This is a genomic window from Pseudomonas sp. P42 (assembly GCF_017973755.1).
GTDB classification, from domain to species: domain Bacteria; phylum Pseudomonadota; class Gammaproteobacteria; order Pseudomonadales; family Pseudomonadaceae; genus Aquipseudomonas; species Aquipseudomonas iridis.
This window is the reverse complement of record NZ_JACOPU010000003.1, coordinates 426,986-453,797: the sequence shown is the minus strand read 5'-3', so window position 1 is coordinate 453,797 and position 26,812 is coordinate 426,986. Positions and strand designations below refer to the sequence as shown.

Annotated in this window: 22 protein-coding genes; 15 read left to right on the top strand and 7 right to left on the bottom strand. The window is 60.7% G+C overall.

Annotation, left to right across the window (positions count from 1 at the left end; genetic code table 11):
- The first annotated feature begins 24 nt into the window (after positions 1 to 24).
- Together H8B20_RS11475 and H8B20_RS11470 are read left to right on the top strand one after the other, a co-directional pair.
- The gene (locus H8B20_RS11475; protein WP_042561747.1) at positions 25 to 1,518 is read left to right on the top strand and encodes an aldehyde dehydrogenase; all 1,494 of its coding nucleotides are present in this window, start codon (positions 25 to 27) and stop codon (positions 1,516 to 1,518) included.
- Between the two features lie 187 nt (positions 1,519 to 1,705).
- A complete protein-coding gene (locus tag H8B20_RS11470) occupies positions 1,706 to 2,848 on the top strand; it encodes an MFS transporter (RefSeq protein ID WP_210623185.1) in 1,143 nt (380 codons plus the stop codon).
- Between the two features lie 28 nt (positions 2,849 to 2,876).
- On the opposite strand, the gene H8B20_RS11465 is transcribed toward H8B20_RS11470, so the two are convergent.
- Entirely contained in the window at positions 2,877 to 4,406 is a 1,530-nt protein-coding gene (locus H8B20_RS11465; protein ID WP_047304157.1) for a phospholipase D family protein, read from the bottom strand.
- Positions 4,407 to 4,724: 318 nt separating this feature from the next.
- Between H8B20_RS11465 and H8B20_RS11460 the strand changes: the two genes are divergently transcribed.
- The 3 genes from H8B20_RS11460 to H8B20_RS11450 all read left to right on the top strand — a co-directional run bounded on the left by H8B20_RS11460 (position 4,725) and on the right by H8B20_RS11450 (position 8,667).
- Positions 4,725 to 5,375, top strand: a complete 651-nt coding sequence (locus tag H8B20_RS11460; protein WP_210623184.1) for a DUF1120 domain-containing protein — start codon at positions 4,725 to 4,727, stop codon at positions 5,373 to 5,375.
- 137 nt (positions 5,376 to 5,512) lie between these two features.
- Positions 5,513 to 6,220: a fimbria/pilus chaperone family protein gene (locus H8B20_RS11455; protein ID WP_210623183.1), complete on the top strand. Its 708-nt coding sequence runs from the start codon at positions 5,513 to 5,515 to the stop codon at positions 6,218 to 6,220.
- Between the two features lie 65 nt (positions 6,221 to 6,285).
- Complete coding sequence (locus tag H8B20_RS11450) at positions 6,286 to 8,667, top strand: fimbria/pilus outer membrane usher protein (RefSeq protein WP_342345707.1); 2,382 nt, start codon at positions 6,286 to 6,288, stop codon at positions 8,665 to 8,667.
- Here H8B20_RS11450 and H8B20_RS11445 read toward each other — a convergent pair.
- Positions 8,650 to 10,068 (bottom strand): aminotransferase-like domain-containing protein, encoded by a 1,419-nt coding sequence (locus H8B20_RS11445; RefSeq protein WP_210623181.1) that lies wholly within the window; start codon positions 10,066 to 10,068, stop codon positions 8,650 to 8,652. The genes H8B20_RS11450 and H8B20_RS11445 overlap by 18 nt on opposite strands.
- A gap of 179 nt (positions 10,069 to 10,247) precedes the next feature.
- Between H8B20_RS11445 and H8B20_RS11440 the strand changes: the two genes are divergently transcribed.
- Positions 10,248 to 10,493 carry a DUF1127 domain-containing protein gene (locus H8B20_RS11440; protein WP_047304150.1) on the top strand — a complete coding sequence of 82 codons (246 nt, stop codon included), beginning with the start codon at positions 10,248 to 10,250 and terminating at the stop codon, positions 10,491 to 10,493.
- A 142-nt stretch (positions 10,494 to 10,635) separates the two neighbouring features.
- Here the strand turns inward: H8B20_RS11440 and H8B20_RS11435 are convergent, their stop codons facing one another.
- Entirely contained in the window at positions 10,636 to 11,946 is a 1,311-nt protein-coding gene (locus H8B20_RS11435; protein WP_210623180.1) for an NAD(P)/FAD-dependent oxidoreductase, read from the bottom strand.
- A 146-nt stretch (positions 11,947 to 12,092) separates the two neighbouring features.
- Between H8B20_RS11435 and H8B20_RS11430 the strand changes: the two genes are divergently transcribed.
- On the top strand, positions 12,093 to 12,446 hold the full coding sequence (locus tag H8B20_RS11430; protein WP_042561739.1) for a YkgJ family cysteine cluster protein: 354 nt from the start codon (positions 12,093 to 12,095) through the stop codon (positions 12,444 to 12,446).
- 128 nt (positions 12,447 to 12,574) lie between these two features.
- Here H8B20_RS11430 and H8B20_RS11425 read toward each other — a convergent pair whose 3' ends face one another.
- The gene (locus H8B20_RS11425; RefSeq protein WP_003206849.1) at positions 12,575 to 13,063 is read right to left on the bottom strand and encodes an Lrp/AsnC ligand binding domain-containing protein; all 489 of its coding nucleotides are present in this window, start codon (positions 13,061 to 13,063) and stop codon (positions 12,575 to 12,577) included.
- Positions 13,064 to 13,218: 155 nt separating this feature from the next.
- On the opposite strand from H8B20_RS11425, the gene dadA reads away from it, so the two are divergent.
- The 6 genes from dadA (at position 13,219) to H8B20_RS11395 (ending at position 19,523) form a co-directional block, all read left to right on the top strand.
- Entirely contained in the window at positions 13,219 to 14,523 is a 1,305-nt protein-coding gene (dadA, locus tag H8B20_RS11420; RefSeq protein ID WP_210623179.1) for a D-amino acid dehydrogenase, read from the top strand.
- On the top strand, positions 14,495 to 14,848 hold the full coding sequence (locus H8B20_RS11415) for a RidA family protein (protein ID WP_042561737.1): 354 nt from the start codon (positions 14,495 to 14,497) through the stop codon (positions 14,846 to 14,848). Before dadA ends, H8B20_RS11415 begins: the two co-directional genes overlap by 29 nt.
- Positions 14,849 to 14,943: 95 nt before the next feature.
- A complete protein-coding gene (alr, locus tag H8B20_RS11410; RefSeq protein ID WP_200612617.1) occupies positions 14,944 to 16,017 on the top strand; it encodes an alanine racemase in 1,074 nt (357 codons plus the stop codon).
- A gap of 88 nt (positions 16,018 to 16,105) precedes the next feature.
- Positions 16,106 to 16,654, top strand: coding sequence for a cupin domain-containing protein (locus tag H8B20_RS11405; RefSeq protein ID WP_025112726.1), 549 nt, complete (start codon positions 16,106 to 16,108; stop codon positions 16,652 to 16,654).
- Positions 16,655 to 16,824: 170 nt separating this feature from the next.
- Positions 16,825 to 17,250 (top strand): c-type cytochrome, encoded by a 426-nt coding sequence (locus H8B20_RS11400; protein ID WP_181818469.1) that lies wholly within the window; start codon positions 16,825 to 16,827, stop codon positions 17,248 to 17,250.
- Between the two features lie 350 nt (positions 17,251 to 17,600).
- Positions 17,601 to 19,523, top strand: a complete 1,923-nt coding sequence (locus H8B20_RS11395) for an acetyl-CoA hydrolase/transferase C-terminal domain-containing protein (protein ID WP_210623178.1) — start codon at positions 17,601 to 17,603, stop codon at positions 19,521 to 19,523.
- An 80-nt stretch (positions 19,524 to 19,603) separates the two neighbouring features.
- Here the strand turns inward: H8B20_RS11395 and H8B20_RS11390 are convergent, their stop codons facing one another.
- Positions 19,604 to 20,176 (bottom strand): xanthine phosphoribosyltransferase, encoded by a 573-nt coding sequence (locus tag H8B20_RS11390; protein ID WP_042561733.1) that lies wholly within the window; start codon positions 20,174 to 20,176, stop codon positions 19,604 to 19,606.
- A gap of 54 nt (positions 20,177 to 20,230) precedes the next feature.
- Entirely contained in the window at positions 20,231 to 22,240 is a 2,010-nt protein-coding gene (gene rep, locus H8B20_RS11385; RefSeq protein WP_042561732.1) for a DNA helicase Rep, read from the bottom strand.
- A 264-nt stretch (positions 22,241 to 22,504) separates the two neighbouring features.
- On the opposite strand from rep, the gene H8B20_RS11380 reads away from it, so the two are divergent.
- Positions 22,505 to 24,178 carry a putative bifunctional diguanylate cyclase/phosphodiesterase gene (locus H8B20_RS11380; RefSeq protein ID WP_042561731.1) on the top strand — a complete coding sequence of 558 codons (1,674 nt, stop codon included), beginning with the start codon at positions 22,505 to 22,507 and terminating at the stop codon, positions 24,176 to 24,178.
- Between the two features lie 127 nt (positions 24,179 to 24,305).
- On the opposite strand, the gene H8B20_RS11375 is transcribed toward H8B20_RS11380, so the two are convergent.
- Positions 24,306 to 25,700, bottom strand: a complete 1,395-nt coding sequence (locus H8B20_RS11375) for a NorM family multidrug efflux MATE transporter (protein ID WP_210623177.1) — start codon at positions 25,698 to 25,700, stop codon at positions 24,306 to 24,308.
- Positions 25,701 to 25,858: 158 nt separating this feature from the next.
- On the opposite strand from H8B20_RS11375, the gene H8B20_RS11370 reads away from it, so the two are divergent.
- The gene (locus tag H8B20_RS11370; protein WP_115146625.1) at positions 25,859 to 26,779 is read left to right on the top strand and encodes a LysR substrate-binding domain-containing protein; all 921 of its coding nucleotides are present in this window, start codon (positions 25,859 to 25,861) and stop codon (positions 26,777 to 26,779) included.
- Positions 26,780 to 26,812 lie beyond the last annotated feature (33 nt).

The following is a 26,812-nucleotide window of genomic DNA, read 5'->3' as shown; positions in this document are numbered from 1 at the left end:
ATTCAACAAGAGGAGGACACCTGAATGACCACCCTGACTCGTGCCGATTGGGAACAACGCGCCCGCGACCTGAAGATCGAAGGCCGCGCCTACCTCAATGGCGAATACACCGACGCCGTCTCCGGCGAGACTTTCGAATGCATCAGCCCGGTCGATGGCCGTCTGCTGGGCAAAATTGCCAGCTGTGACGCCGCCGACGCCCAGCGCGCCGTGGAAAATGCTCGCGCTACCTTCAATTCCGGCGTGTGGTCGCGCCTGGCGCCGACCAAACGCAAAGCCACCATGATCCGTTTTGCCGGCCTGCTGAAGCAGCACGCCGAAGAACTGGCCCTGCTCGAAACCCTCGACATGGGCAAGCCGATCAGCGATTCGCTGAACATCGACGTGCCGGGCGCGGCGCAAGCGCTGAGCTGGAGCGGTGAGGCGATCGACAAGATTTACGACGAAGTCGCAGCTACGCCGCACGATCAACTGGGTCTGGTGACCCGCGAGCCAGTCGGCGTGGTTGGCGCCATCGTGCCGTGGAACTTCCCGCTGATGATGGCGTGCTGGAAACTCGGCCCGGCGCTGTCGACCGGTAACTCGGTGATCCTCAAACCGTCGGAAAAGTCGCCGCTGACCGCCATCCGTATCGCGGCGCTGGCTGTCGAGGCCGGCATTCCGAAAGGCGTGCTCAACGTGCTGCCGGGTTACGGCCACACCGTGGGCAAGGCGCTGGCCCTGCACAACGATGTGGATACTTTGGTGTTCACCGGTTCGACCAAGATCGCCAAGCAATTGATGATTTATTCCGGCGAATCGAACATGAAACGCGTGTGGCTGGAAGCCGGTGGCAAGAGCCCGAACATCGTCTTTGCAGATGCTCCCGATCTGCAAGCCGCTGCCGAATCGGCCGCCAGCGCCATCGCCTTCAACCAGGGCGAAGTCTGCACCGCCGGTTCGCGTCTGCTGGTCGAGCGTTCGATCAAGGACAAATTCCTGCCGATGGTGATCGAGGCGCTGAAAGCCTGGAAGCCGGGCAACCCGCTTGATCCGGCGACCAACGTCGGCGCGCTGGTCGATACCCAGCAGATGAACACCGTGCTGTCCTACATCGAGTCCGGTCATACCGACGGCGCCAAACTGGTGGCTGGCGGCAAGCGCATCCTTCAGGAAACCGGTGGCACCTACGTCGAGCCGACGATTTTCGACGGCGTGAGCAACGCGATGAAGATCGCACAGGAAGAGATCTTCGGCCCGGTGCTGTCGGTCATCGCTTTCGACACGGCTGAAGAAGCCATCCAGATTGCCAACGACACGCCTTACGGCCTGGCCGCTGCGGTGTGGACTCAGGACATCTCCAAGGCACACCTGACCGCCAAGGCGCTGCGCGCCGGTAGCGTGTGGGTCAACCAGTACGACGGCGGCGACATGACTGCACCGTTCGGTGGCTTCAAGCAGTCGGGCAACGGTCGTGACAAGTCGCTGCACGCGTTCGACAAGTACACCGAACTGAAGGCGACGTGGATCAAACTGTAAACCGTTGAAGGGAGCCTGATTCCGTCGGGCTCCCCAGCCATGCAGAGATCCCCTGTGGGAGCGAGCCTGCTCGCGAAGCGGTTTATCAGTCAGCCCAGGTGCTGAATGTGAAACGGCTTTCGCGAGCAGGCTCGCTCCCACAGTGCTTTGGGTGAATACAAAAAGAATATCCACAGGAGCGTGGAACATGCGGTGGGCGACGTATTTCGCCGTGTTGGCGTCTGTCTTGAGTGTCGGCCTGGCCCTGGGGGTCAGCATGCCGTTGGTGTCGTTGCGTCTGGAGGGCTGGGGCTACGGCGCCTTCGCCATTGGCGTAATGGCAGCGATGCCGGCCATTGGCGTGTTGCTGGGCGCGAAAATCTCCAGTCACCTGGCGGCGCGTTTCGGCACGGCGAACCTGATGCGCCTGTGCCTGTGGGCCGGAGCGCTGTCCATTGGCTTGTTGGCGTTATTGCCAAGCTATCCGGTCTGGCTGGTGCTGCGCCTGATGATCGGCGTGATCCTGACCATCGTGTTTATCCTCGGCGAGAGCTGGATCAATCAGCTGGTGGTCGAGCATTGGCGCGGTCGACTGGTGGCGCTGTATGGCAGCAGTTATGCGCTGAGCCAGCTGTCTGGCCCTTTGCTGCTGGGCGCGCTCGGCACCGAAAATGATTACGGATTTTGGGTCGGTGTCGCGCTGCTGATGGTTTCCCCTTTGCTGTTGTTGCGCCGTAGCGGTGCGCCGAGCAGTGAAGCGAGCAGCGTGACCTTCCGCGACCTGTGGGGCTTTGCCCGCGAGCTGCCGGCGATTGCCTGGGCGGTGTCGTTGTTTGCCGCGTTCGAGGCGATGATCCTGACGTTGCTGCCGGTGTATTGCCTGCAACAGGGTTTTACCGCCGAAATCGCCTTGGCGATGGTCAGTACTGTGGTGGTGGGCGATGCGCTGCTGCAATTGCCGATTGGCGCGTTAGCCGATTACCTGTCGCGGCGCACCCTGTTCACCGGGTGCGCGGTGGTGTTGATGCTGTCGAGCCTGGCGATTCCGATGCTGATCGACACGTTGCTGATCTGGCCGCTGTGGGTGTTGTTTGGCGCCAGTGCCGGTGGTTTGTTCACGCTGTCGCTGATCCTCATCGGTGAGCGTTACCGTGATGACGCGCTGGTGCGAGCCAATGCGCATATCGCGCAACTGTGGGGCGTTGGCTGTCTGATCGGGCCGTTGGCGGCCGGGGCGGGCAGTCAGTGGGTCAGCGGGCATGCGTTGCCCTGGTTGATGGCAGCGGGGGCGTTCGGGTTGGTGATTCTGCTGTCGCGCCAAGGCGCTTTCGGCTCGGCACAGACTGCTTAGATCAAAAGACCGGACGATCTTTTGATCTTTAAAGCATCCGCTCCAGGCCAACGCTGGTACTGAACCACGCATTGAACCGGCGCCACCAACTCCCCGGTTCCTTGCTCAGCGTGTGCATCTGACCGTTATCCTCGGTCACCCAGACGATATTCCCATCCTGCAATTTCGCTTCGTAGCTGAGTGCCGGCGCCATGCCTTGCAGCGCCAGTTCGCGCACATGCTCGGCAAGCTGCGGACTGTCCACCAGCACGCCGACTTCGGTGTTCCACAGCACCGAGCGAGGGTCGAAATTGAACGAGCCAATAAACGATTTACGCCGGTCGAAGATTATCGCCTTACTGTGCAGGCTGGAGTCCGAGCCGCGAAAGGACTTGCTGTAAAACACGTGCGGGCCACTGCCGCCACCGTCCCCCGGTTGGCGGCGCAGTTCGAACAGTTTTACGCCATGCTCCAGCAGCGCCTTGCGATAAGGCGCATACCCGCCATGCACCGCCGGCACATCCGTGGCCTCCAGCGAGTTGGTCAGCAGGCTTACCGAAACCCCGGCATCAGCACGCCCGGTCAGGTAGACGAGCCCCGGCTGGCCCGGTACGAAATAGGCCGAGATCATGATCAGTTCTTTGCTGACCCCCGTAAGCTCTGGCGCCAGTTGCGTGGTCAGGAGCAATTGCGGGTCTGGCTCGCCTTTGGACAGCACCTTGCTCGGCGCATCCCACAGCGCCTGGTTCCACGCCCAGATCAGCTCTTTGCGCCAGATGTCCATGCGCGGGTCGGTCTTGAACGTCATCAACTGCTGATACAGCGCGTGGTTCTGCTTTCGGGTTTCCTCCAGCGACTCTTCGAGGCGCATGCGGGTGTTTTGCAAATCCCTGGCCGTCGGTTTGCTGCTGAGGAACTCGTCGATGGGTTTGCTCAACGCGCTGTTCCAGTACTGATCGAAACTGTGTCCGAGCTGCTCGGCCACCGGCCCCACGCTGAGCATGTCGATGTCAGTAAAATTCAGGTTCGGCTCGGCATCGAAGTACTCGTCGCCCAGATTGCGTCCGCCGACGATGGCCACGCTGTTATCCGCCAGCCATAACTTGTTGTGCATCCGCCGGTGTTGCAGCGACAGGTTGAACAGTCGTCCGGCTGCCCGGGTCACGCCGGTGCTGCGCCCCAGGTGCAGCGGATTGAACAGACGGATATGGATCTGCGGGTGCGCCGCCAGTGTCGCGATGATCTGGTCGAGACCGTCGCTGGTGGTGTCGTCGAGCAGAATCCGCACGCGTACGCCACGGTCGGCGGCTTTCAACAATTCTTCCACCAGCATCCGTGTGCTGACGCCGTCATGCACGATGTAGTACTGCAAATCGAGGCTGCTTTGCGCGTGGCGAATCAGTTCGGCACGGGCGGTGAACGCCTCGGTGCTGTTGGAAAGCAAACGAAAGCCGGATTGCCCTCCGTACGGCGCCGCCTGAGCTTGAATCGACCGGCCGAAAGCCGAGTCGGACGCTGGCAATGCCTGGCTCGGTTCGCGTGGGACGTTCAGGCTCGCGCAACTGCTGAGCAGGAGCATGAGAAGTGCAGGGAAAAGTAGGACCGTTCTGGATCTCAAGGAGGATCATCTCATGGCGGGTCGAAGGTCGAAGTATGGCACGGGCGTAGGACATTCTTTGTTCAGATTAAATTCACTCTGGACTTTGAGTCGGCTCTGTCGATGCCCGCTGAAATGGACTACGCAGTACGTCGAAAACGCTATGCCGACCAGGTGACTGGAACCTACAGAAAAGCCTTTCTGAACCGGGAATGATGTGCGGGCATAACGCCCGCTCAGGACTGCGCAACGTCCTGAAACGACCTGTGTATGTACTCAATCATCAACCGGTAAATAACAATGAAAAAACTCTATGCAGCCAGTGCCTTGCTATTGGCACTGTCACCCTTTGCAGCTCAGGCCGGCACCGTCGACCTTACGGTCTCCGGCACAGTGATTCCGACGTCCTGCGTTCCGGCATTCGCCGGTGGCAGCAACGTTAATCTGGGGCGTATTTTTTCCGCCAGTCTGAGCGCAACGCAGCAGAACGATCTGCCCCCAAGGGACATCACCCTAAAAGTTGCGTGCGATGCACCAGCGGCGGTTGAAATCTCGGCTACTGACAACCGTGCCGCCACCAAAGTGTCAGGCCTGACGTTCAATGGCCGGACTTCTGACACGCTTTATTACGGTCTAGGTAGCACAAATGGTGTAGGCATTGGCGGTTTCGGTCTGTTGACCGGCCAGCCACTTGCCGATGGCACGCCACAAACCTTCCTGGTACGCAGCCCACAAGACCGCGTCTGGCGTGTACCGGCCGCCGGCCTGGTATCCAACGCACCTATCACTTATTCGTGGGGGCCAAGTGCTGCGGCGGGTCCTGCCGCTGCTCGGCTGCATACGTTCCCGATGCAGGTCGCGGCAGCGATTCGCCCGACCGCCGATCTGCCGCCGACCACCGATGAGTTTCAGCTCGATGGTTCGGTGACGTTCAACGTGTTCTACCTCTGAGTCGAAAAACTGACGAGCCCGTGCGGATCGCGTGATGCGCCTCGCAGGGCCTGAATAGCGTTAGCGCGTATTTTTTCGCATCAAGGTATCGGCCGAAATCGCCTGGCGCATTCGGTCGATGCCCGCTGGAGATTTTCATGTATCCCCTTTTTTCTTTCCAGGTGCCTGCCGCCTTCGTGGCCGTGTGCCTGTCATTCATGAGCACCAGTAGCCATGCCGCTGGCATGGTTCCGGAAACGCCGGTTGTGGTGGTCGATCAAGCGTCGGGGGAGGCGACCCTGAATGTCCGCAACTCCGACGACCAGCCGGCACTGCTCTACAGCACCATCGAGCACATTCCTGAGGATACCGAGCCGCTGCTATTGCTCAATCCACCGGTGGCTCGTGTCGAGCCGGGCAAAAGTCAGCAGGTGCGGTTCATTTTGCGGGAGGTCGGATCGCTGAAAACCGAGCGCCTGCAACGCGTGGTATTCGAAGGGATCAGCCCGCGGCAAGGGGGGAGCGGCGCGCAGGTGCATCTGACCGTGCGCCAGAACATCCCGGTGATTGTCCGGCCGGCCAACCTGGCTATCGACCGTATGCCCTGGAAGCGCCTGGTCTGGAGCGTTGCCGGCCAGCAAGTTCGCGTGAGTAACCCGAGTCCGTATGTGGTCAGGCTGTCCAAAGCGGTGAACCTGATTCCCGGTGGCGTCACGCTCGATCTGCAACGCACTTACATTCTGCCGGGCGAAGTGCTGATGCTCGACGCATCGTCGACATTGGGCAGTCACGTACGGTTGTTTCCGGCGTCAACTTACGGTTTTGCCGTCGACAGCTACGACGCGCCGTTGACCGTTCAAAAATGAAACGCAGGGCGCTGCTCCTGCGGGTATTTTGCGCTGTCCCCGGCTGGTTGGCACCGGTCCTCCTGGTGCCTTCAGTAGCCGCGGCTCTGACATATACCGAATTCGACCCGGCGGTACTGGAAGCTCGCGGTATCGACCCTGCCACCGCCCGGTTTTTCGGCGTGGAACCCCGTTTCACGGCCGGACGCAGTCGAGTGGCGCTTGAGGTCAACGGCAGGGCTATGGGTTCGGTTGTGGCGAGATTTGATGGCGACGGGCAGCTATGTCTCGACAACCCGTTGCTGGATCAGGCGTCCATTGCCGTACCTTCCGGCTTGCCCGACAACGCCAACAATGGCAGCTGTGTTCACGTGGACCAGCATCTGCCTGGCGTGCAGGTACGGCTTGATCCCGGTTCGCAGAGAGTGATGCTGTTGGTACCGACAGGTTTGCTGCTTGAACCAAAGTCTGCCGCGCGCGGATGGCAATCGGGCGGCAGTGCCGGGTTGTTCAACTACGACGCGCTAGTGGTGAGCGACTCCAGCCCTGGCCAGTCGACCCAATATCTAAACCTTGCTACCGAGTTGGGGTTCAATGCTGCCGACTGGGTGGTGCGCAGTCGGCAGAACTACAACTCATCCGCGGGTGTCGAGCGTTTCGATCTTCTCTATACCCATGCTTCGCGCACATGGGAGGCGTATGCGGCGGAGGTGCAGGTCGGGCAGCTCAACATGCGTTCATCGTTGTTCGCGGGGGAGCCGTTCACGGGTGTGCAAATCCTGCCTGACTCGGCCTTGGCCGGGGCCGTGGCAGACGATCCCGGTAGCGGCTCGGTCGTGGAAGGTCATGCACCGTCGCCCGCGCGCGTCGAAGTTCGGCAGAGCGGCGTGGTGGTCTATTCCACTGTGGTACCCGGCGGGCCGTTTGCACTGCGTAATTTGCCGTTGTTGAGCCGTCATCTGGATCTGGAAGTCACCGTCGTGGCCGAAAGTGGTGAGCGCCACGTATTTCTCGTTTCGGCCGCCTCTTTGAGACCCCCGTCCCTGCCGGCGAAACCCGGATATGGGCTCGCGGCAGGAAAGGTCCGGCGAATGCGCAACGATGACCGCGAAGCGCCGGCCTTCGTGGCGGCCAGCAAAGACTGGTTGTTGGGCTCGACGACTGGCTTCAGTGCCGGGATCATGGGTGCTGGCGACTATCGTTCCGTAGGCTGGGAGTTAAAGCAGGCTTTGGGCATGGGGGCGGTGGTCAGCGTGCAGCAGCTGAATTCCATGACCGTGAATTCGGGCCAGGGCCGGAGGACGCAAGCGGCGCTAGGGATGCCTTTGGGCTACGGCCTGTCAGCCAGTATCAACATGAGCCGGCGCAGTGCGGGTTTTCGTACCCTGGCGCAGACGGGGCAGGGTGCTGGAGAGGAGCTGGACCAGCAGGGCGAGCGACAATGGGGCGCCGGGGTCAACTACTCGAGTCGCGACTGGGGCGCCTTTTCGGGCTTTTGGTCAACGTATGCGGGGCAGGGGAGCACGCAACATTCGCGGATGGGGGCGACATGGTCGCAGACTTTTTCCAAGGCCAATTTGTCGCTCAGTGTTCAGCGCGAAAGCAGTGGTTCCGCCATGGGAGGGCGAGGTGGCAGTGCCTATCTGACCGTTGGTTTCCCGCTGGGAAGCAAAGGCAGAGTGAACACATTCGCCCGGCATGACGAGCAGCGGGGATTGCGCACGGGTACCCGCTATGCCGAACAATTGAGCGACACGCTGAATTACAGCGTGGATATGACGCGTGTGCAGAACGGGCAAACCGACTTTAATGCCCGGCTCAGTGCATTGCCGCGTTACACCAGTATCGACCTTGGTTACTCGCGTAACAGCGTCGGCTCGACCCGTTATGACGCCGGGCTGCGCGGTGGTCTGGTGCTGCACGAAGCGGGCGTGACGCTTTCGCCTTATCCGGTGCGCGAGACTTTTGCGCTGGTCAAGGCGGGTGAGAATGCCGGTATCCAGCTGAGCACACCGCAAGGTCCGGTCTGGACCGATGGCGCGGGGCGGGCAGTGGCTTCGAGTTTGTCGGCGTGGCGCACCAATCGAGTCGAAATCGACACCCGCAGCCTGCCGCGCAATGTTGATGTACTCAATGGTTATCAGGAAGTCGAAGCCGGACGTGGCGCCGTGCCGCGCCTGGACTTTCCCGTAGACACCGTGCGCCGTCTGATGCTGCAGGTGCGTACGCCTGACGGTTTGCCCGTCCCCAAAGGCGCATCGGTGCAGGATGGGCAGGGTAACTATCTCACCAGTGTCGTGGATGCCGGGCTGGTGTACCTGGCCGATGCACCAGTCCTGGTGCGGTTGCGGATCGACGCCGGCATCGGTCAAGCCTGTCAGGTCGAGGTCGACGCGCCGGCAAACAGCGACACCGATAAACTCTATGCAACGGTCGACGCGGTCTGCCAATCAGTCGAGGGACAATAGCCGGATCGCCGCCGCGCCAACTTTACGTACCGCCTCTTCAATTTGCGGCGTTGGTTTGGCGGCGTAGTTCATCCGCAGGCAATTGCGGTACTTGCCGGAGGCGGAAAAGATGCTGCCAACAGCAATCTGTACGCCTTCCTCGAGCAGCGCACGATTCAGTTTCAGCGCGTCGAAGCCTTCCGGCAGTTCGACCCACAACATGAAGCTGCCTTGCGGGCGGCTGGCGCGCGTGCCGGCAGGGAAGTAGCGGGTCACCCAGTCGATCATCATGTCGCGATTGCGCTGGTATTGTGTGCGCATCCGCCGCAAATGCGGCTCGAAATAACCGGACTTGAGAAACTCGGCAATGGCGATCTGCGGCTGTGGCGCGGTCGATCCGGTGCTGATGTATTTCATGTGCAGCACCCGTTCCAGATATCGACCCGGCGCAACCCAGCCGATGCGCAGCCCGGGCGCCAAGGTCTTGGAAAACGAACTGCACAACAACACGCGGCCGTCTTCATCGAAGGATTTGATCGTGCGTGGGCGCGGGTAGGTGTAGGCCAGTTCGCCATACACATCGTCCTCGATGATCGCTACGTCGAAGCGCTGTGCGAGGTTGAGCAGGGCGCGTTTGCGCGACTCCGGCATGATGTAGCCAAGCGGGTTGTTGCAGTTGGGCGTGAGCTGGATGACCTTGATCGGCCATTGTTCCAGCGCTAGTTCCAACGCTTCGAGACTGATGCCGGTGAGTGGGTCGGTGGGGATTTCCAGGGCCTTCATGCCCAGCCCCTTGAGTGTCTGCATGGCACCGTGGAAGCTTGGCGAATCCACCGCGACGATGTCGCCGGGTTCGCAGATTGCCCGGATGCTGGTGGACAGCGCTTCGTGGCAACCGGTGGTGACGACGAGATCGCTGGCGCTCAACTGGCAGCCGGAATCAAGCATCAGCCGGGCAATCTGCTCACGCAATTCGAGGGTGCCGTGGATGTTGTCGTAATACAGGCCGGGCATGTCCTGGCGGCGACTGATCCGCGCCAGTCCGCGCAGCAACGGCTTCATGGTCGGTGAGCTGATGTCGGGCATGCCGCGACCGAGTTGCACCACATCCTTGCGCGGCACCGCGCGAATCAGCTCCAACACCTGATCCCACTGCGAGATATCCACCGGTCGCTGTGCCGGCCGGCCGACGGCGGGCAGATCCGGCAGCTCGCGTCCGACCGGCACGAAGTAACCGGATTTGGGTTTCGGCGTGGCCAGGCCACCGTCTTCAAGCATGCGATAAGCCTGCTGCACCGTGCTGAGGCTGACGCCATGTTCTACGCTCAGTGCGCGCACCGACGGCAGTCGATCACCTGGTCGATAGAAGCCTTGTTCGATGCGTGTGCCGAGCAGTTCGGCGAGATTCACATAAAGCGTCATGGCACTGCCTCGATGCAGGTGATTCGAAAAACCAGTACAGATGCGGCATAAATCGACAATTCAGTACCAGGTATAGCAAATCTGTATGGAAGTAATACAGATGTGCTGAATCTGTAATGCTTTTGCCGACCCGCGCATCATGGAATCTCTGGCTACCCAAGTAAACAGGAGCGACAAAAATGAACGGCTTGAGCGATGTGCGGCTGACGTTACACAGTCAGGAACTGGAGGCAGGGCAGGAGGACAGTGCGTGGAACAGCGCCATGCGCAACGCACCGTCCGGCCTAAGTCGCTGGGGACTGTTCTGGCATCGTCTGCACACGCGCAAGGCATTGCTGAACATGACAAACGATCAGCTCAAGGATGTCGGGTTGTCGCGCGAGCAGGCGCTGGAGGAGGGGTTGAAGCCATTCTGGCGGATCTGAATGGTGTGGTGCCCTTTCGGGCCCCATCGCTGGCAAGCCAGCTCCCACAGGTTTTTGGGTGAACTCAAATATCGTGAGCACCCATGGTCATTGTGGGAGCTGGCTTGCCAGCGATGACGGCTTCAAGGTCGCAGCAATGCCCTCAGACCAGCTCTTTGAGGCGATGCCACAGCATCCCCAGCGCCAACAACGGCGAACGCAAATGCTTGCCGCCGGGGAAGGTGATGTGCGGCACTTTGGCGAACAGATCAAACCCGCCGCTGTGCTGCCCGCTGATCGCTTCGGCCAGCAACTTGCCCGCGAGGTGCGTGGCATTCACGCCGTGCCCCGAGTACGCCTGGGCGTAATACACATTCGGCTGATCCGCGAGCCGACCGATCTGAGGCAAACGGTTGGCGCCGATGCCGATCATCCCGCCCCACTGATAATCGATTTTCACCCCGGCCAACTGCGGAAACACTTCAAGCATCTTCGGCTGCATGTACGCGCCGATGTCCTTCGGGTCGCGTCCCGAGTAATGGCAGGCACCGCCGAACAGCAAGCGGCGATCCGCCGAGAGCCGGTAGTAATCCAGCGCCACACGTTGGTCGCAGACCGCCATGTTTTGCGGCAGCAACTGGTGAGCCAGTTGTTCGCTCAACGGCTCGGTAGCGATGATGTAGCTGCCGGCGGGCAACACTTTGCCGCTGAGCTGCGCATTGAGGTTGTTCAGATAGGCGTTGCAGCCCAGCACCAAGGTCTTGGCGCGAACTGAACCCTGGGCGGTATGCACGCGGACTTGCGGGCCGTAATCGATGCGTGTGACGGCCGACTGCTCGAACAGTCTGACGCCCAGTTGCTGCGCTGCTGCGGCTTCGCCCAGCGCCAGATTCAGCGGATGCAGATGACCGGAACCCATGTCGATCAAACCACCGATGTAGCGTTTGGAGCCGACCACGGTGTGCATTTCATCGGCTTGCAGCAGCCGGGTTTCGTGGCGATAACCTAGGCTGCGCAGCTCCTCGGCATCTTCGGCAAAGCCTTCGAGGTCCGACGGCTTGTTGGCGAGGTCGCAATAGCCCCAGGTCAGATCGCAGGCAATCTGAAAACGCTCGACGCGCTGACGGACAATTTCCACGGCTTCCAGGCCCATGAGTTTCATCTGCCGCACGCCATCGGCGCCGATCACGTTTGTGAACTGATCAAGACCATGGCCAACCCCGCGAATCAGTTGCCCGCCGTTGCGACCGCTGGCGCCCCAGCCGATCTTGTGCGCTTCCAGCAACACGACGCTGAGGCCACGTTCGGCCAGTTCCAGCGCGGTGTTCAGCCCGGAAAAGCCACCGCCGACCACGCACACGTCCGCAATCACCTCGCCTTGTAGAAACGGATGGTCCGGTTGCGGCAGGCTGCTGGCGGCGTAATAAGAGGCTGCGTGAGGTTGGCTCGCGGTGGTGTGGGCGCGGGCAGTCATGGGCGTCATCCTGAGCGGGGTGTCGAGAAAATTTGACGGAGCATAAGCCGCACGCGCGAAGTCGGGCAACACTGGTCGGCCCGCGGTGTCTGGATCACGGCTTTTGCGGCACAATTGCCGCCTACCCCACGTCGGTCAATGTTTCGATGAGCTGCAACAGCGAGAAAATCCGCACCCTGCGTCAGCAGATCCCCACGTTCGAGTGCGTGCCGGGCTGCCACGACTGCTGTGGGCCCGTGACCACCTCGCCCGAAGAAATGGCACGCCTGCCGCGCAAGACCCGAGCCGAGCAGGATGCGGCGATGGATGAACTGAACTGCGTGCACCTGGGGCCGAATGGCTGCACGGTGTACGGCGAACGGCCGCTGATTTGCCGGTTGTTTGGTACCACCAAAACGCTGCCGTGCCCGAATGGGCGGGGGCCTGTGGAACTCATTCATCCCCGCGCGGAAAAGCAAATCTTCGAATATATGGCGGCGAATCGGCAGGTGTTGGTCTAACAGGTTCGCTTCGAACCGCGTTGCTGCCATCGCTGGCAAGCCAGCTCCCACAGGTTTCTTGGTGAACACCCATGATCACTGTGGGAGCTGGCTTGCCAGCGATGGGGCCAGGTCAGACGCCACAATTATCAATCGGGAATAGGCAAGTTCAAGCTTTCCTTAACCTCTTCCATCACGATATAGCTCTTCGATTCACGCACATGCGGCAGCTTCAACAGGATGTCGCCGAGCAGCTTGCGGTACGAGGCCATCTCGGAAATCCGCGCCTTCACCAGATAGTCGAAATCCCCTGACACCAGGTGACACTCCAGCACGTGGGGCAACTTCAGCACCGCGCGTCTGAACTCTTCGAAAGTGTCACCGGATTTGTAGTCGAGGCTGATCTCGACGAACACCAGCAAGCTACCCTTCAAGTGCTGCGGATTCAGCCGGGCGTTGTAGCCCATGATGATCCCCTCGCGCTCCAGGCGCCGCACCCGCTCGGTGCACGGCGTGGTGGAGAGGCCGACCTTTTCTCCGAGTTCGGTAAAGGAAATCCGACCGTCCGCCTGCAGGATCCGCAAAATGTTGCGGTCGATCTTGTCCAGCTCACGTTTGGTCTGAGTGTTGGTACGCATAGGGGATGCGCCTCCGTGAAAAGGGTTTTTGCCGAGAATTGTCGCCAAATATAGGCGCTTATACAGTGAAAAGCACTGGCAAATCTTTCTTACACTGCGCGCATCATTGCTCTAACAACAGACGTACGCGGCACGCCGCGATGAGGGATACAAAAATGCGCGTTATGGTCTTGGGTAGCGGCGTCATCGGTACCGCCAGTGCTTACTATCTGGCCCGTGCCGGGTTTGAAGTGGTGGTGGTCGACCGTCAGCCAGCCGCCGCCATGGAGACCAGTTTCGCCAACGCCGGCCAGGTTTCACCGGGCTATGCCTCACCGTGGGCAGCGCCGGGCGTGCCGCTCAAGGCCATCAAATGGCTGTTGCAACGCCACGCGCCACTGGCGATCAAGGCCACCGCTGACATTGACCAGTACTTGTGGATGGCGCAGATGCTGCGCAACTGCACGGCCAATCGTTACGCGGTGAACAAGGAGCGCATGGTGCGTCTGTCCGAGTACAGTCGTGACTGCCTCGACGAATTGCGCGCCGAAACAGGCATTGCCTACGAGGGTCGCAGCCTCGGTACGACGCAACTGTTCCGAACCCAGGCGCAACTCGATAACGCCGCCAAAGACATCGCCGTGCTGCAAGAATCCGGCGTGCCGTTTGAAGTCCTCGACCGCGCCGGCATTGCCCGCGTCGAGCCGGCCCTGGCGGGCGTTACCGATATTCTCGCCGGTGCCCTGCGCCTGCCGAACGACCAGACCGGCGACTGCCAGATGTTCACCACGCGTCTCGCCGAAATGGCGGTGCAACTGGGTGTGGAATTCCGCTTCGGCCAAGACATCCAGAAACTCGACTTCGCCGGTGATCGCATCAACGGTGTGTGGATCGACGGCAAGCTGGAAACCGCCGACCGCTACGTGCTGGCCCTCGGCAGCTACTCGCCGCAATTGCTCAAGCCGCTGGGCATCAAGGCGCCGGTTTACCCGCTCAAGGGTTACTCGCTGACCGTTCCGATCACCAACCCGGCAATGGCCCCGACTTCGACCATTCTTGACGAGACCTACAAGGTCGCGATCACCCGTTTCGACAACCGTATCCGCGTCGGCGGCATGGCCGAGATCGCCGGTTTTGACCTGTCTTTGAATCCGCGTCGGCGCGAAACCCTGGAGATGATCGTCAACGACCTTTATCCTCAGGGCGGCAATCTGGCCGAGGCGAGCTTCTGGACCGGCCTGCGTCCGACCACTCCGGACGGCACGCCTATCGTGGGCGCGACGCCGTTCAAGAACCTGTTCCTCAACACGGGTCACGGCACGCTCGGCTGGACCATGGCGTGCGGGTCCGGTCGTTTGCTGGCCGACCTGATGGCGAAGAAAAAGCCGCAAATCAGCGCCGAAGGCCTCGATATTTCCCGTTACGGCAACAAAATTCAGGAGTCCGCAAAACATGGCAATCCAGCGCCAGCTCACCAATGAGCGCATGAGTCAGATCGTCAGCCATAACGGCACTGTGTATCTGGCCGGGCAGGTCGGCGATGACTTTGACGCCGGAATTGAACAGCAGACCCGTGAGGTGCTCGCCAACATCGAGCGCTTGCTGGATCTGGCGGGCACTGACAAGCAGCATCTGCTGTCGGCGACCATCTACCTCAACGACATCGAGGCACACTTTGCCGGGATGAACTCGGTGTGGGATCAGTGGCTGCCCAAAGGCGCTGCCCCGGCCCGCGCCACCGTCGAAGCGAAGATGGCCAAACCGAGCATCCTGGTTGAGATTTCCATCGTCGCCGCACTGCCGTAATACGTTGTAAAGATCCCTCTCCCGGTGCTGTTGGCGGTTCACGCCGTCAGCCAGCGCCGGTTTTTATTCCCATGACCGCCTAGAAGTCTGCCGCCATGCGTCCAGCCCGTGCCCTGATCGACCTCCAAGCCCTGCGTCACAACTACCGAATCGCCCGTGAAGTCACCAGTGCCAAGGCGCTCGCGGTGATCAAGGCGGATGCCTACGGCCATGGCGCGGTGCGCTGCGCCCAGGCGCTGGAAGGAGAGGCCGACGGTTTTGCCGTCGCCTGCATCGAAGAGGCCCTGGAACTGCGCGCCGCCGGCATTCGTGCGCCGGTGCTGTTGCTTGAAGGTTTTTTTGAAGCCGATGAGCTGGCGCTGATCGTCGAGCATGATTTCTGGTGCGTGGTGCATTCGCTGTGGCAGCTCGAAGCAATTGAACAGGCCGCGCTGAACAAGCCGATCACCGTGTGGCTGAAGCTTGATTCGGGCATGCATCGCGTTGGCCTGCACCCCAAGGACTACCCGGCCGCCTATCAACGCCTGCTGGCCAGCGGCAAAGTGGCGAAGATCGTCCTGATGAGCCACTTCGCCCGCGCCGACGAACTGCACGAGCAGAGCAGCGCTGATCAGGTCGCCGTGTTCGAAGCCGCGCGTCAGGGCCTCGCCGCCGAAGTCAGCCTGCGCAACTCGCCAGCCGTGCTCGGCTGGCCACAGATTCACAGCGACTGGGTGCGCCCGGGGATCATGCTCTACGGCGCCACGCCGTTCGAAGAATCCCACACCGTGGCCGGGCGTCTGCTGCCGGTGATGACCCTCGAGTCGAAAGTCATCAGCGTGCGTGAATTGCCGGCCGGCGAACCTGTTGGTTACGGCGCCAAGTTCATCACCGACAAACCGATGCGCATTGGCGTGGTTGCCATGGGTTACGCCGATGGGTACCCACGTCAGGCGCCAACCGGCACGCCGGTTTTGGTCGCGGGCAAACGCAGCCGCATCATCGGCCGAGTATCGATGGACATGCTCTGCATCGACCTCACCGATGTGCCAGAAGCCGGATTGGGTTCGACCGTCGAGCTGTGGGGCAAAAACATCCTCGCCAGCGAAGTGGCGCAGTGGGCCGGCACCATTCCGTACCAGATCTTCTGCAACCTGCGTCGAGTGCCAAGGCTCTATTCCGAGGGTTGAGGCCGCTACAGAGCCCACGTGTTGTAAATACTGAACGCTGTCGCCATGATAACGCTCAATATTTCTACAACATCAGGAGGCTTAAGCCTTGGACGTCGGTGAACGACTGCAATCGATCCGCAAGCTCAAAGGGCTTTCCCAGCGTGAACTCGCCAAGCGCGCGGGCGTCACCAACAGCACCATTTCGATGATCGAGAAGAACAGCGTCAGCCCTTCGATCAGTTCGCTAAGGAAGGTTCTGGGCGGGATTCCCATGTCCATGGTCGAGTTCTTTTCCGAAGAGATCCTGCAGGAAATACCGACCCAGATCGTTTACAAGGCCAACGAGCTGATCGACATTTCCGACGGCGCCGTGACCATGAAGCTGGTCGGCCGCGCACACCCTAGCCGGGCCATCGCGTTTCTCAACGAAATCTACCCGCCGGGCGCCGACACCGGCGAAGAAATGCTCACCCACGAGGGCGAGGAAACCGGGATTTTGGTGGAGGGTCGTCTGGAATTGGTGGTGGGTCTTGAAACTTTTATTCTCGAAGCCGGCGACAGCTACTACTTTGAAAGTACCAAGCCGCATCGTTTTCGTAATCCGTTCGACTTGCCTGCGCGACTAATCAGCGCAGCCACGCCGGCGAATTTTTAAACAAAGAGGCGCCAAGCCATAACGGCAAAGGCATCCGAACAGTTTTTCCACAGCGCGGTATAACCCCTTCGACTATGGGGTTGTTTCAGTGTGGCGGGCTAACCGCTATACTTGCGCCCGCCTGCGAACCGTGGCCGCAGGCGTGAATAGCCACCATTGAGGGTGAACGCGTGAACCTAATTATGAAAATGCTGGCTGCACCAGCAACCGTACTGGCCCTCTGGGCTGTCAGCGCTCAAGCTGCGACGAACGACGACATTGCCAAACGCCTCGAGCCCGTCGGCCAGGTGTGTGTGCAAGGTCAGGAATGTAAAGGGATGGAAGTGGCGGCGACTGCCGGCGGCGGTGATGCCAAGACTCCAGACTCGATCATTGCCAAACATTGCAACGCTTGCCACGGCACCGGCCTGTTAGGCGCGCCGAAAATTGGTGACACCGCCGCGTGGAAAGAGCGCGCCGATAAGCAAGGCGGCCTCGACGGCATCCTGGCCAAGGCGATCACTGGCATCAACGCCATGCCGCCTAAAGGCACTTGCGCGGATTGCTCGGATGCCGACCTGAAAGGTGCAATCGAGAAGATGTCCGGCCTGAAGTAGGGCGTACTGCTGATGAAAAAAACCGTCTTCGGACGGTTTTTTTGTGTCTGCGATTCAAGAGCCCTCACCCCAGCCCTCTCCCAGAGGGAGAGGGGGCCGACCGAAGTGTCTGGCGTCCGACATCGACCTGAAAGACTTCATCGACTATGGATTCGGCCAAGCTGTTTCACGTCGGCGTATCTCTCCAATATCCCCCATTCAGTCCCCTCTACCCACGCGAGACGGCAAGCGATCTCCAACCATAAAAACTCCCGTGGCCGACAATCGTCCAGGACTTTGGGCTGTCCTTTGCAGCAAACTCAAGGCAATCTCGGTCTACCCCTATCAACGGAACGGGCGGGAGGCTTCAGATGGTGCAGTTGTGTTCGATCGAACAGGCAGTGGATGACGTGCTGGCGCGGTTGCCGGCGCATATCCACATGGGCCTGCCGCTCGGGTTGGGCAAACCCAATCACTTCGTCAACGCGTTGTACCGACGCGTCAAAGGGCTGCCCGATCGGCAACTGACGATTTACACGGCGCTGTGTCTGGGCCGTCCGAGTCTGGGCGACGGTTTGCAGAAGCGCTTTATCGAGCCCTTCGTCGAGCGAGTCTTCGGTGACTACCCGGAATTCGATTTCCTCGCCGACCTGCACCGCGACAGCTTGCCCGCCAACATCCGCATCGAACAGTTCTTCATGCAGCCCGGCAGCCTGCTCAACAGCGCGCCGGCCCAGCAGGATTACGTCAGCAGCAACTACAGCCATGCCGCCCGCGACATCAACGCCGCCGGCCTGAACCTGGTGGCGCAACTGCTGGCCAGCAGCAGCGAACATCCCGACCGTCTGAGCCTGAGCTGCAACCCGGACATCACCCTCGACCTGTTACCGATGATCGCCAAGCGCCGCGACGCTGGGGAAACCATTTTGCTGGTCGGCCAGGTTCATACCGAGCTGCCGTACATGCCCGGCGACGCCGAGGTTGATATCGACACGTTCGACTTGCTGGTCGACGAGAAGGACAGCAACACGCTGTTTTCCACCCCGAACATGCCCGTCGGTTTTCAGGATCACTTCATTGGTCTGCATGCCAGCGTGCTCGTGCGCGACGGCGGCACGTTGCAGATCGGCATTGGCTCGATGGGCGATGCGCTGACCGCCGCACTGTTGGCGCGCCAGGCCGATAACGCGGGTTATCAAGCTTTGCTCGCGGATGTAAACCTCAGCCAGTGGGCGCAATTGATCGAGCGCGAGGGCGGGACGGGGCCGTTCGCCAAAGGCCTGTACGGTTGCAGCGAAATGTTCGTCAACGGCCTGTTGGTGCTGGCGGATGCCGGGATTATCCGGCGCAAGGTTTACCCGGATGTGCCAACCCAAGAACAAGCCAACGCCGGCACTCTTGATGAAGCGGCGCAGACCGACGGCATCTCGGTGCATGGCGGCTTCTTTCTTGGCCCCCGCAGTTTCTACGAGCGCCTGCGTGAATTGCCGCAGAGCAAGCGCCTCGAATTCAACATGACCCGTATCAGCTACATCAACGAGTTGTACGGGCAGGAAGAGCTCAAGCGGCTGCAACGCCTTGATGCGCGCTTCATCAACACGGTGTTCAACATGACGTTGCTCGGAGCCGGTGTGGCCGATCAACTGGAAGACGGCCGGGTGCTCAGCGGCGTCGGCGGGCAGTACAACTTCGTCGCCCAGGGTCATGCCCTGCAAGGTGCGCGATCGATGCTGATTCTGCGCAGCTGGCGCGAGTCCGGCGGTGAGGTGAATTCGAACATCGTGTGGGAGTACGGTCACTGCACCATCCCGCGGCATCTGCGCGACATAGTGGTCACCGAGTACGGCATCGCCGATCTGCGCGGCAAAACCGATGCGGCCGTGATCGAAGCGCTGTTGAATATCAGCGACTCGCGCTTCCAGCCGGGACTGATCGAGCAAGCGCAGAAGGTCGGCAAGCTGCCGAAGGATTTCCGTATTGATCCGCGCTTTGCCGACAACACGCCAGAGCGTTTGCAGGCGATTGCCGCCCGCCATCCGAATCTGTTTCCGGAATATCCATTAGGTTGTGATTTCACAGCGATCGAGCGGGATTTGTTGCGGGCGTTGAACTGGCTGAAGAGCAAGTTCAAGTTGACCGAGATTCTGGAGCTGGGCAAGGCAGCGCTGGATGCGCCGCAGGCTTCGCTTTATCCGGAGCATCTGGAGCGGATGCAGCTTGCGAACCCGGAAGGCTTGAAAGAGGACCTGTTCCAGCGCCTGTTGCTTACCGGCCTGAAGGCCACCGCGCAATAGACACCGACCCAGAAACCATTGTGGGAGCTGGCTTGCCAGCTCCCACAATGGTTTCTGGGGGGGCTTGCGGCTTTCAGCAGTTACTCGATGAAGGTTACAACGCCATCCTTCAGCGATTGCACGCGGGCCAGCGACTCAACGCGATAGCCCTGCGAATCCAGTTCGGCACGGCCGCCCTGGAACGACTTCTCGATGACGATGCCCAGACCGGCGACGGTGGCACCAGCCTGTTTGATGATCGAGATCAGCGCCTGGGATGCCTTACCGTTGGCCAGGAAGTCGTCGATGATCAGCACGCGGTCGCTGCTGGTCAGGTGACGCGGGGAGATGGCCACGGTGCTTTCAGTCTTTTTGGTGAACGAGTAAACGGTCGCCGACAGCAGGTTTTCAGTCAGGGTCAGGGACTGTTGTTTGCGTGCGAAGATCACCGGCACGCCAAGGTTCAGACCGGTCATGATCGCCGGGGCAATGCCCGAGGCTTCGATGGTGACAATCTTGGTGATGCCCGAGTCCTTGAACAGCGAGGCGAATTCGTCGCCGATCAGCTTCATCAGGGCCGGGTCAATCTGGTGGTTCAGAAAGGCGTCGACTTTCAGGACCTGATCGGAAAGCACGATGCCTTCTTCGCGAATTTTCTTGTGCAGTGCTTCCATGAAGCTTTTCCTCTATTGGCGCACGCGCGCCCTAAACTTGAAAAGTGGTCAATTCTAGCGCTTTAACATCGCGCGTATATCAGCCAATGCGCTGTTGCCACGCACGGCTTTGACTTCGGTCGGTGTATCGTCGTTGCCTTCCCAGGCCAGATCGTCCGGCGGCAGTTCATCAAGGAAGCGGCTAGGCGCGCAATCGATGATCTCGCCGTACTGTTTGCGCTTGGCGGCGAAGGTGAAGGCCAGGGTCTGGCGGGCGCGGGTGATGCCCACGTAAGCCAGGCGGCGCTCTTCTTCAATGGTGTCGGCTTCGATGCTGGAGCGGTGCGGAAGAATTTCCTCTTCCATGCCCATGATGAACACGTAGGGGAATTCCAGTCCCTTGGACGCATGCAGGGTCATCATCTGCACACCTTCGGCGCCGTCCTCTTCTTCCTGCTGACGTTCCAGCATGTCGCGCAGGACCAGTTTGCCGATGGCGTCCTCGACGGTCATTTCGCCTTCTTCGTCCTTCTCAAGGGTGTTTTTCAACGCCTCGATCAGGAACCAGACGTTGCTCATCCGGTAATCCGCAGCCTTGTCGCTGGAGCTGTTGGTGCGCAGCCAGTTCTCGTAGTCGATGTCCATGACCATGCTGCGCAGGGCGGAGATCGGGTCCTCACCGGCGCATTGCTCGCGCACTTTGTCCATGAAGCGCTTGAAGCGCGACAGGCGATCGGTGAAGCGGCTGTCCAGATGTTCGCCCAGGCCGATTTCATCGGTGGCGGCGTACATCGAGATCTTGCGTTCGGTGGCGTAGTTGCCGAGTTTTTCCAGCGTGGTCGAGCCGATCTCGCGGCGCGGCACGTTGATCACTCGCAAGAAGGCGTTGTCGTCGTCCGGGTTCACGATCAGGCGGAAGTAGGCCATCAGGTCCTTCACTTCCTGGCGGCCAAAGAAGCTGTTACCGCCGCTCAGGCGATACGGCACCTGATGGTGCTGCAGTTTCAGCTCGATCAGCTTGGCCTGATAGTTACCGCGATAGAGGATGGCGAAATCGCTATACGGGCGGTCGGTACGCAAGTGCAGGCTGAGGATTTCCATGGCCACGCGCTCGGCCTCGGCGTCCTCGTTGCGGCAGCGGATCACTCGGATCTCGTCGCCGTGGCCCATCTCACTCCACAGCTGTTTTTCGAATTCGTGCGGGTTGTTCGAGATCAGCACGTTGGCGCAGCGCAGGATGCGGCTGGTGGAGCGGTAGTTCTGCTCGAGCATCACCACTTTCAGCGACGGATAGTCATCCTTGAGCAGCATCAGGTTTTCCGGCCGCGCGCCGCGCCAGGCGTAGATCGACTGGTCGTCATCGCCCACCACGGTGAACTGATTGCGCGTGCCGATCAGCAGTTTTACCAGCAGATACTGGCTGGCGTTGGTGTCCTGATATTCGTCCACCAGCAGGTAGCGGACTTTGTTCTGCCACTTTTCGAGGATGTCGGCGTTGTCCTGGAACAACTTCACCGGCAGCAGGATCAGGTCGTCGAAGTCCACTGCGTTGAACGCTTTGAGCGTGCGCTGATAGTGGGTGTAGACGATGGCGGCGGTCTGTTCCTTGGGATTGCGCGCGTTTTCCAGCGCTTCGGCCGGCAGGATTAGGTCGTTTTTCCACGAGCCGATCATGTTCTTGATCTCGTCGACGCCGTCGTCGCCCGCGTATTCCTTCTGCATGATGTCAGTCATGAGGGACTTGACGTCGGTCTCGTCGAAGATCGAGAAGCCCGGTTTGTAGCCCAGCCGCACGTGTTCCTTGCGGATGATGTTCAGGCCCAGGTTGTGGAATGTACACACGGTCAGGCCACGGCCCTCGCCACCCTTGAGCAGGCTGCCGACCCGCTCCTTCATCTCGCGCGCAGCCTTGTTGGTAAAGGTCATGGCGACGATGTACTGGGCGCGGATGCCGCAGTTCTGGATCAGATGCGCGATTTTGCGCGTGATCACACTGGTTTTGCCGGAGCCAGCGCCGGCGAGCACCAAAAGAGGGCCGCCGACGTAGCTCACGGCTTCTTGCTGCCGGGGATTGAGTCGGGACATACGAAAATTCGGGAGTCGTTGACGAAATGGGCCGGCATTTTAACAGGCTCAGCGATTTGTGCTGCTCTGTCCGACTTGTGACGCACCACGCGATTCAAATTTGCCGGTTTTGTTACTTTCACGCAGGATGCATGGTGATTTTGCGGCTAATGTTCTCATTCATGACGCGTATTCGGTTTTTGATAACCGTTGTCATTTGGAGATTGGTCTGCGCACCGGCATAATGCCCGCCGCCCACATCATTGCAGAGTCTAGGGAGTCAGCTTGACTACGCCTGTCGAACCCTTGCGTTTGCTGTTACTGGCCGAAGAGCCAGCGTGGACAGCGCTATTGCGCGAGTGTCTGGCGCCAATGGGGAGCGCGGCAGTGCTGATCAGCGCACCGAACTGGGAGTCGGTCAGCCGTTTGTTCGAAGACAACCGCAACGCGGTGTTGTTGACCCTTCCTGCATTACAACCGGCGCCGGGCCGTTGCAGCCTGCCGACGGTGTTGCTGCTGGAGCACGAACCGGTCACCGCGCCCGTTGGCGTCAGCGACTGGCTGGTGTTCGATGCCCTCGACGCTGGCATGCTCCGTCGTTGCCTGCGCCACGTTCGCGAACGCGGCGTACTGGAGAACACTCTGCAGCGCCTCGCCGAACAGGATCCGTTGACAGGTATCGCCAACCGTCAGGGCTTCCAGACCTTGCTCGCCGCGCGCCTGGCGGAAAACGACGGACGAGGCCTGGCCCTCGGGCATCTCGACCTCGACAACTTCCGTCACGCCAACGACGCCCTAGGTCATCAGGCTGGCGACCGCTTGATCCTGCAAGTCGTTGCGCGGCTGAAAAGTCAGCTGGAGGCCGGTGATCAACTGGCGCGCCTGGGGAGTGACGAATTCGCCCTGCTGATCGACACCCGCCGCGCGCCGCAACGCGCCGAGTGGATGGCCGAACGCATCACCGAAGCCTTGGCCGAACCCTACTGGGTCGACGGCGAAAGCCTGTTGATCGGTTCCAGCCTCGGCATCGCCCATGCCCGCGCGCAGGGTGGCGCCGACCCGTTGATGTGGCATGCGCACATCGCCATGCAGCAGGCGAAAAGCACGCAGGGCTGCACCTTTCACATCTTCAACGAACGCATCAACCGCAACGCGCGGAGCATGGCCGACCTCGAAAGCGAACTGCGCCGGGCCTTGCGTCGCGACGAGCTGGAGCTGCATTACCAGCCGCGCCTGAATATCGAAGACGGCCAGATCGTCGGCCTCGAAGCCTTGGTGCGTTGGCGCCATGGTGAACGCGGGCTGTTGCCACCCAGTGAATTCGTGCCGCTGGCCGAGCAGAGTGGCTTGATCGTGCCGCTGGGTTACTGGGTGATTTCCAGGGCCCTGCGCGACATGCAGGCCTTGCGCGAGCGCGGTTTGCCGGCGCTGCACATGGCGATCAACCTGTCGTTCCGTCAGTTTCAGGACAGCCAGTTGCTGCCGACGCTCAGCCGTTTGATCGCCGAACGTGGCGTCGAGGCGCAGTGGCTGGAGTTTGAACTGACCGAAACCGCAGTGATGCGCCGCAGTGACCTGGTCAAACAGACCATGGACGCCCTCGGCCGCCTCGGCGTGCGCTTCTCGCTGGACGACTTCGGCACCGGGTTTTCATCGTTCGTGCACCTCAACAGCCTGCCGATCGCTTTGCTGAAGATCGACAAGAGCTTCGTCGGTGGCATGGAACAACGTGAAGAGAACCGCAAACTGGTGCACGCGATGATCAACCTCGCGCACAACCTGCATCTGGAAGTAGTGGCTGAAGGCGTGGAAACCACGGAGCAACTTGAACTGCTGCGCGGGTTTGGTTGCGATCAGGTGCAGGGGTATCTGATCAGCCGGCCGTTGCCGTTGGCGGAACTGGTTGAATATCTCACCTTCGGCTCAAGCCAACAGCCAGCGCTCGAAATCGTGAGCTGAACACAATCTCCGGGTCAGGCATTAACCCCTGTGGGAGCGAGCCCGCTCGCGAAAGTGGTGAGTCAGGCAAGGATGATTTGACTGACCGATCCCATTCGCGAACAGGCTCGCTCCCACAAGGTGAAACTCATTCAGGCTGAGGGATGTTGAAGCCCCGAGATTGCGGCTCACGCCGAATCATGTGCTTCATCTTCCACTCGAACGCCAGCGTCAGACTCACTGCCGCACACGCCAGCCCAAGCGCCAACCCCCACCAGACACCCGTCGGCCCCCAGTTCAGGTGAAACGCCATCCACCACGCCGCTGGCGCACCGATCAGCCAATAGCAGCCGAGCCCGACCAAAAACGTGGTCTTCGCGTCCTTGAGCCCACGAATGCAGCCCATGGCAATCGTCTGCGTACCGTCGAACAGCTCAAACCACGCCGCTACCGCCAGCAGGCTCACGGCCAGTTGGATCACCTCGGCAAACGCCGGATCGTTATGGTCGAGAAACAAGCCGATCAACTGATTCGGCAGCAGCCAGAACACCATCGCAAACCCCAGCATCGCCACTGCGCCGAACACGATCCCGACTCGCCCCGACATTCGCGCATCGACCAATTGCCCCGCGCCGTAATGCTGACCGACACGCATGGTGATGGCGTACGACATCCCCGCCGGCACCATGAATGCCACCGACACGATCTGCAAAGCAATCTGATGCGCGCCCAGTTGCGTGCTGCCCATGGTGCCCATGCACAGCGCGGCGAAGGCGAACAGCCCGACTTCCACCGCGTAGGTGCCGCCAATCGGCAGACCAAGGCGCCACAGCTCCTTCAGGTACTGCCGGTTCGGCCGCGACAACCCTGCGCGCAATGGATAAGCGTCGTACGCCGGATGCCGATGAATGTGCCAGGCCAGGGCCAGTGCCATGCAGTTGGCAACGATCGCCGTGACCAGACCGATGCCCATCAAGCCCAGTTTCGGCAGGCCGAACATGCCGGTGATCAGCGCGTAATTAAGCAGGAAGTTCGCCACTGTGCCGACCAGGCTGATGACCATGACCGGCGTCGCCCGGCCGATGGCACTGGTGAAGCCGCGCAGTGCCATGAAGCTCAGATAGCCGGGCAGGGCGAACGGCAGGGCAATCAGGAATTGCCCGGCGGCGTTGACGTTGGTTTCAGTCTGGCCGAACAGCAGCAACACCGGTTTCAAGTTCCACAACAGCAGCCCGGCACCCAGCGCCATCAGCCACGCCAGCCACAACCCGGCCTGGGTCAGGCGTGCGGCGCCAATAATGTCGCCCGCGCCCTTGCGGATCGCTACCAGCGTGCCGACCGCCGCTATCACGCCAATGCAGAAAATCGACACGAACGAGTAAGTCGCGGCACCCAGGCCACCGCCGGCGAGCGCCTCAGGGCTCAGGCGCGCCATCATCAAAGTGTCGGTCAGCACCATCAACATGTGCGCCAACTGCGAGGCAATCAACGGCCCCGCCAGCCGCAGGATGGCCCAGAGTTCAGTACGCACAGGATGCTGCATGGTCATCACCCGCCATCAATAGAGGGAACAAGAGACCGTCGATTCTCGGCGCTTGGAAGGGATTGCACAAAGGGATAAAAAGGATGGCTGGCATGATTAAAACTCATCATGAAAGAATTCTGCTAAGTTGGCCGCATCCCGCTACAGGAGCTTTGTGCATGTCCCGTCGACTTCCTCCGTTGTATGCCCTGCGCGCATTCGAAGCGGCAGCGCGGCATAGCTCGTTCACCCGTGCGGCCGAGGAACTGTCCATCACCCAGAGTGCGGTGAGTCGGCACATTCGAACGCTTGAAGATCACTTCGCCTGTCGACTGTTTCATCGCAGCGGACGCAATTTGCAGCTGACCGAAGCGGCGCGCCTGCTGTTGCCGGGCATCCGCGAAGGTTTCACGGCGCTGGAGCGCGCCTGCAACACCTTGCGCGCCGAGGACGACATCCTGCGCATGAAGGCGCCATCGACCCTGACCATGCGCTGGTTGCTGGCGCGCCTGAGTCGCTTCCGGCATTTGCAGCCGGGCAACGAGGTGCAGTTGACCAGTGCGTGGATGGACATCGACTCGGTGGACTTCAACGATGAGCCGTTCGATTGCGCGGTGTTGCTGAGCGACGGCCATTTTCCTCTGGACTGGGAGGCCAGCCTGTTGTTTCCCGAGGAACTGATCCCCGTTGGCGCGCCCAATCTGCTGCACGATCAACCTTGGGACGTGGCCCGACTCGCGGCTGCCGAGTTGCTCCATCCGACCCCGGATCGCCGCGATTGGCGCAGCTGGCTGGAGCACATGGGATTGGCCGATCAGGTGTCGCTCAAGGGCGGGCAGGTGTTCGACACGCTGGAGTTGGGGATGATCGCTGCGGCGCGGGGTTACGGCGTGTCGATGGGCGATTTGTTGATGGTGGCTGAAGATGTGGCGCAAGGCCGCTTGAGCCTGCCGTGGCCTACGGCTGTCGCCAGTGGCCTGAATTATTACCTGGTGTGGCCCAAAACCCGTCCGGGAGGTGAACGTTTGCGTCGTCTCAGCGACTTCCTGCAAGGCGAGGTCCGCGCCATGGAACTGCCGCCAGTTGCGCGCTTGAGCTGAAACGTTAGAGCCGCCACAATGCCGGCCTTGTGC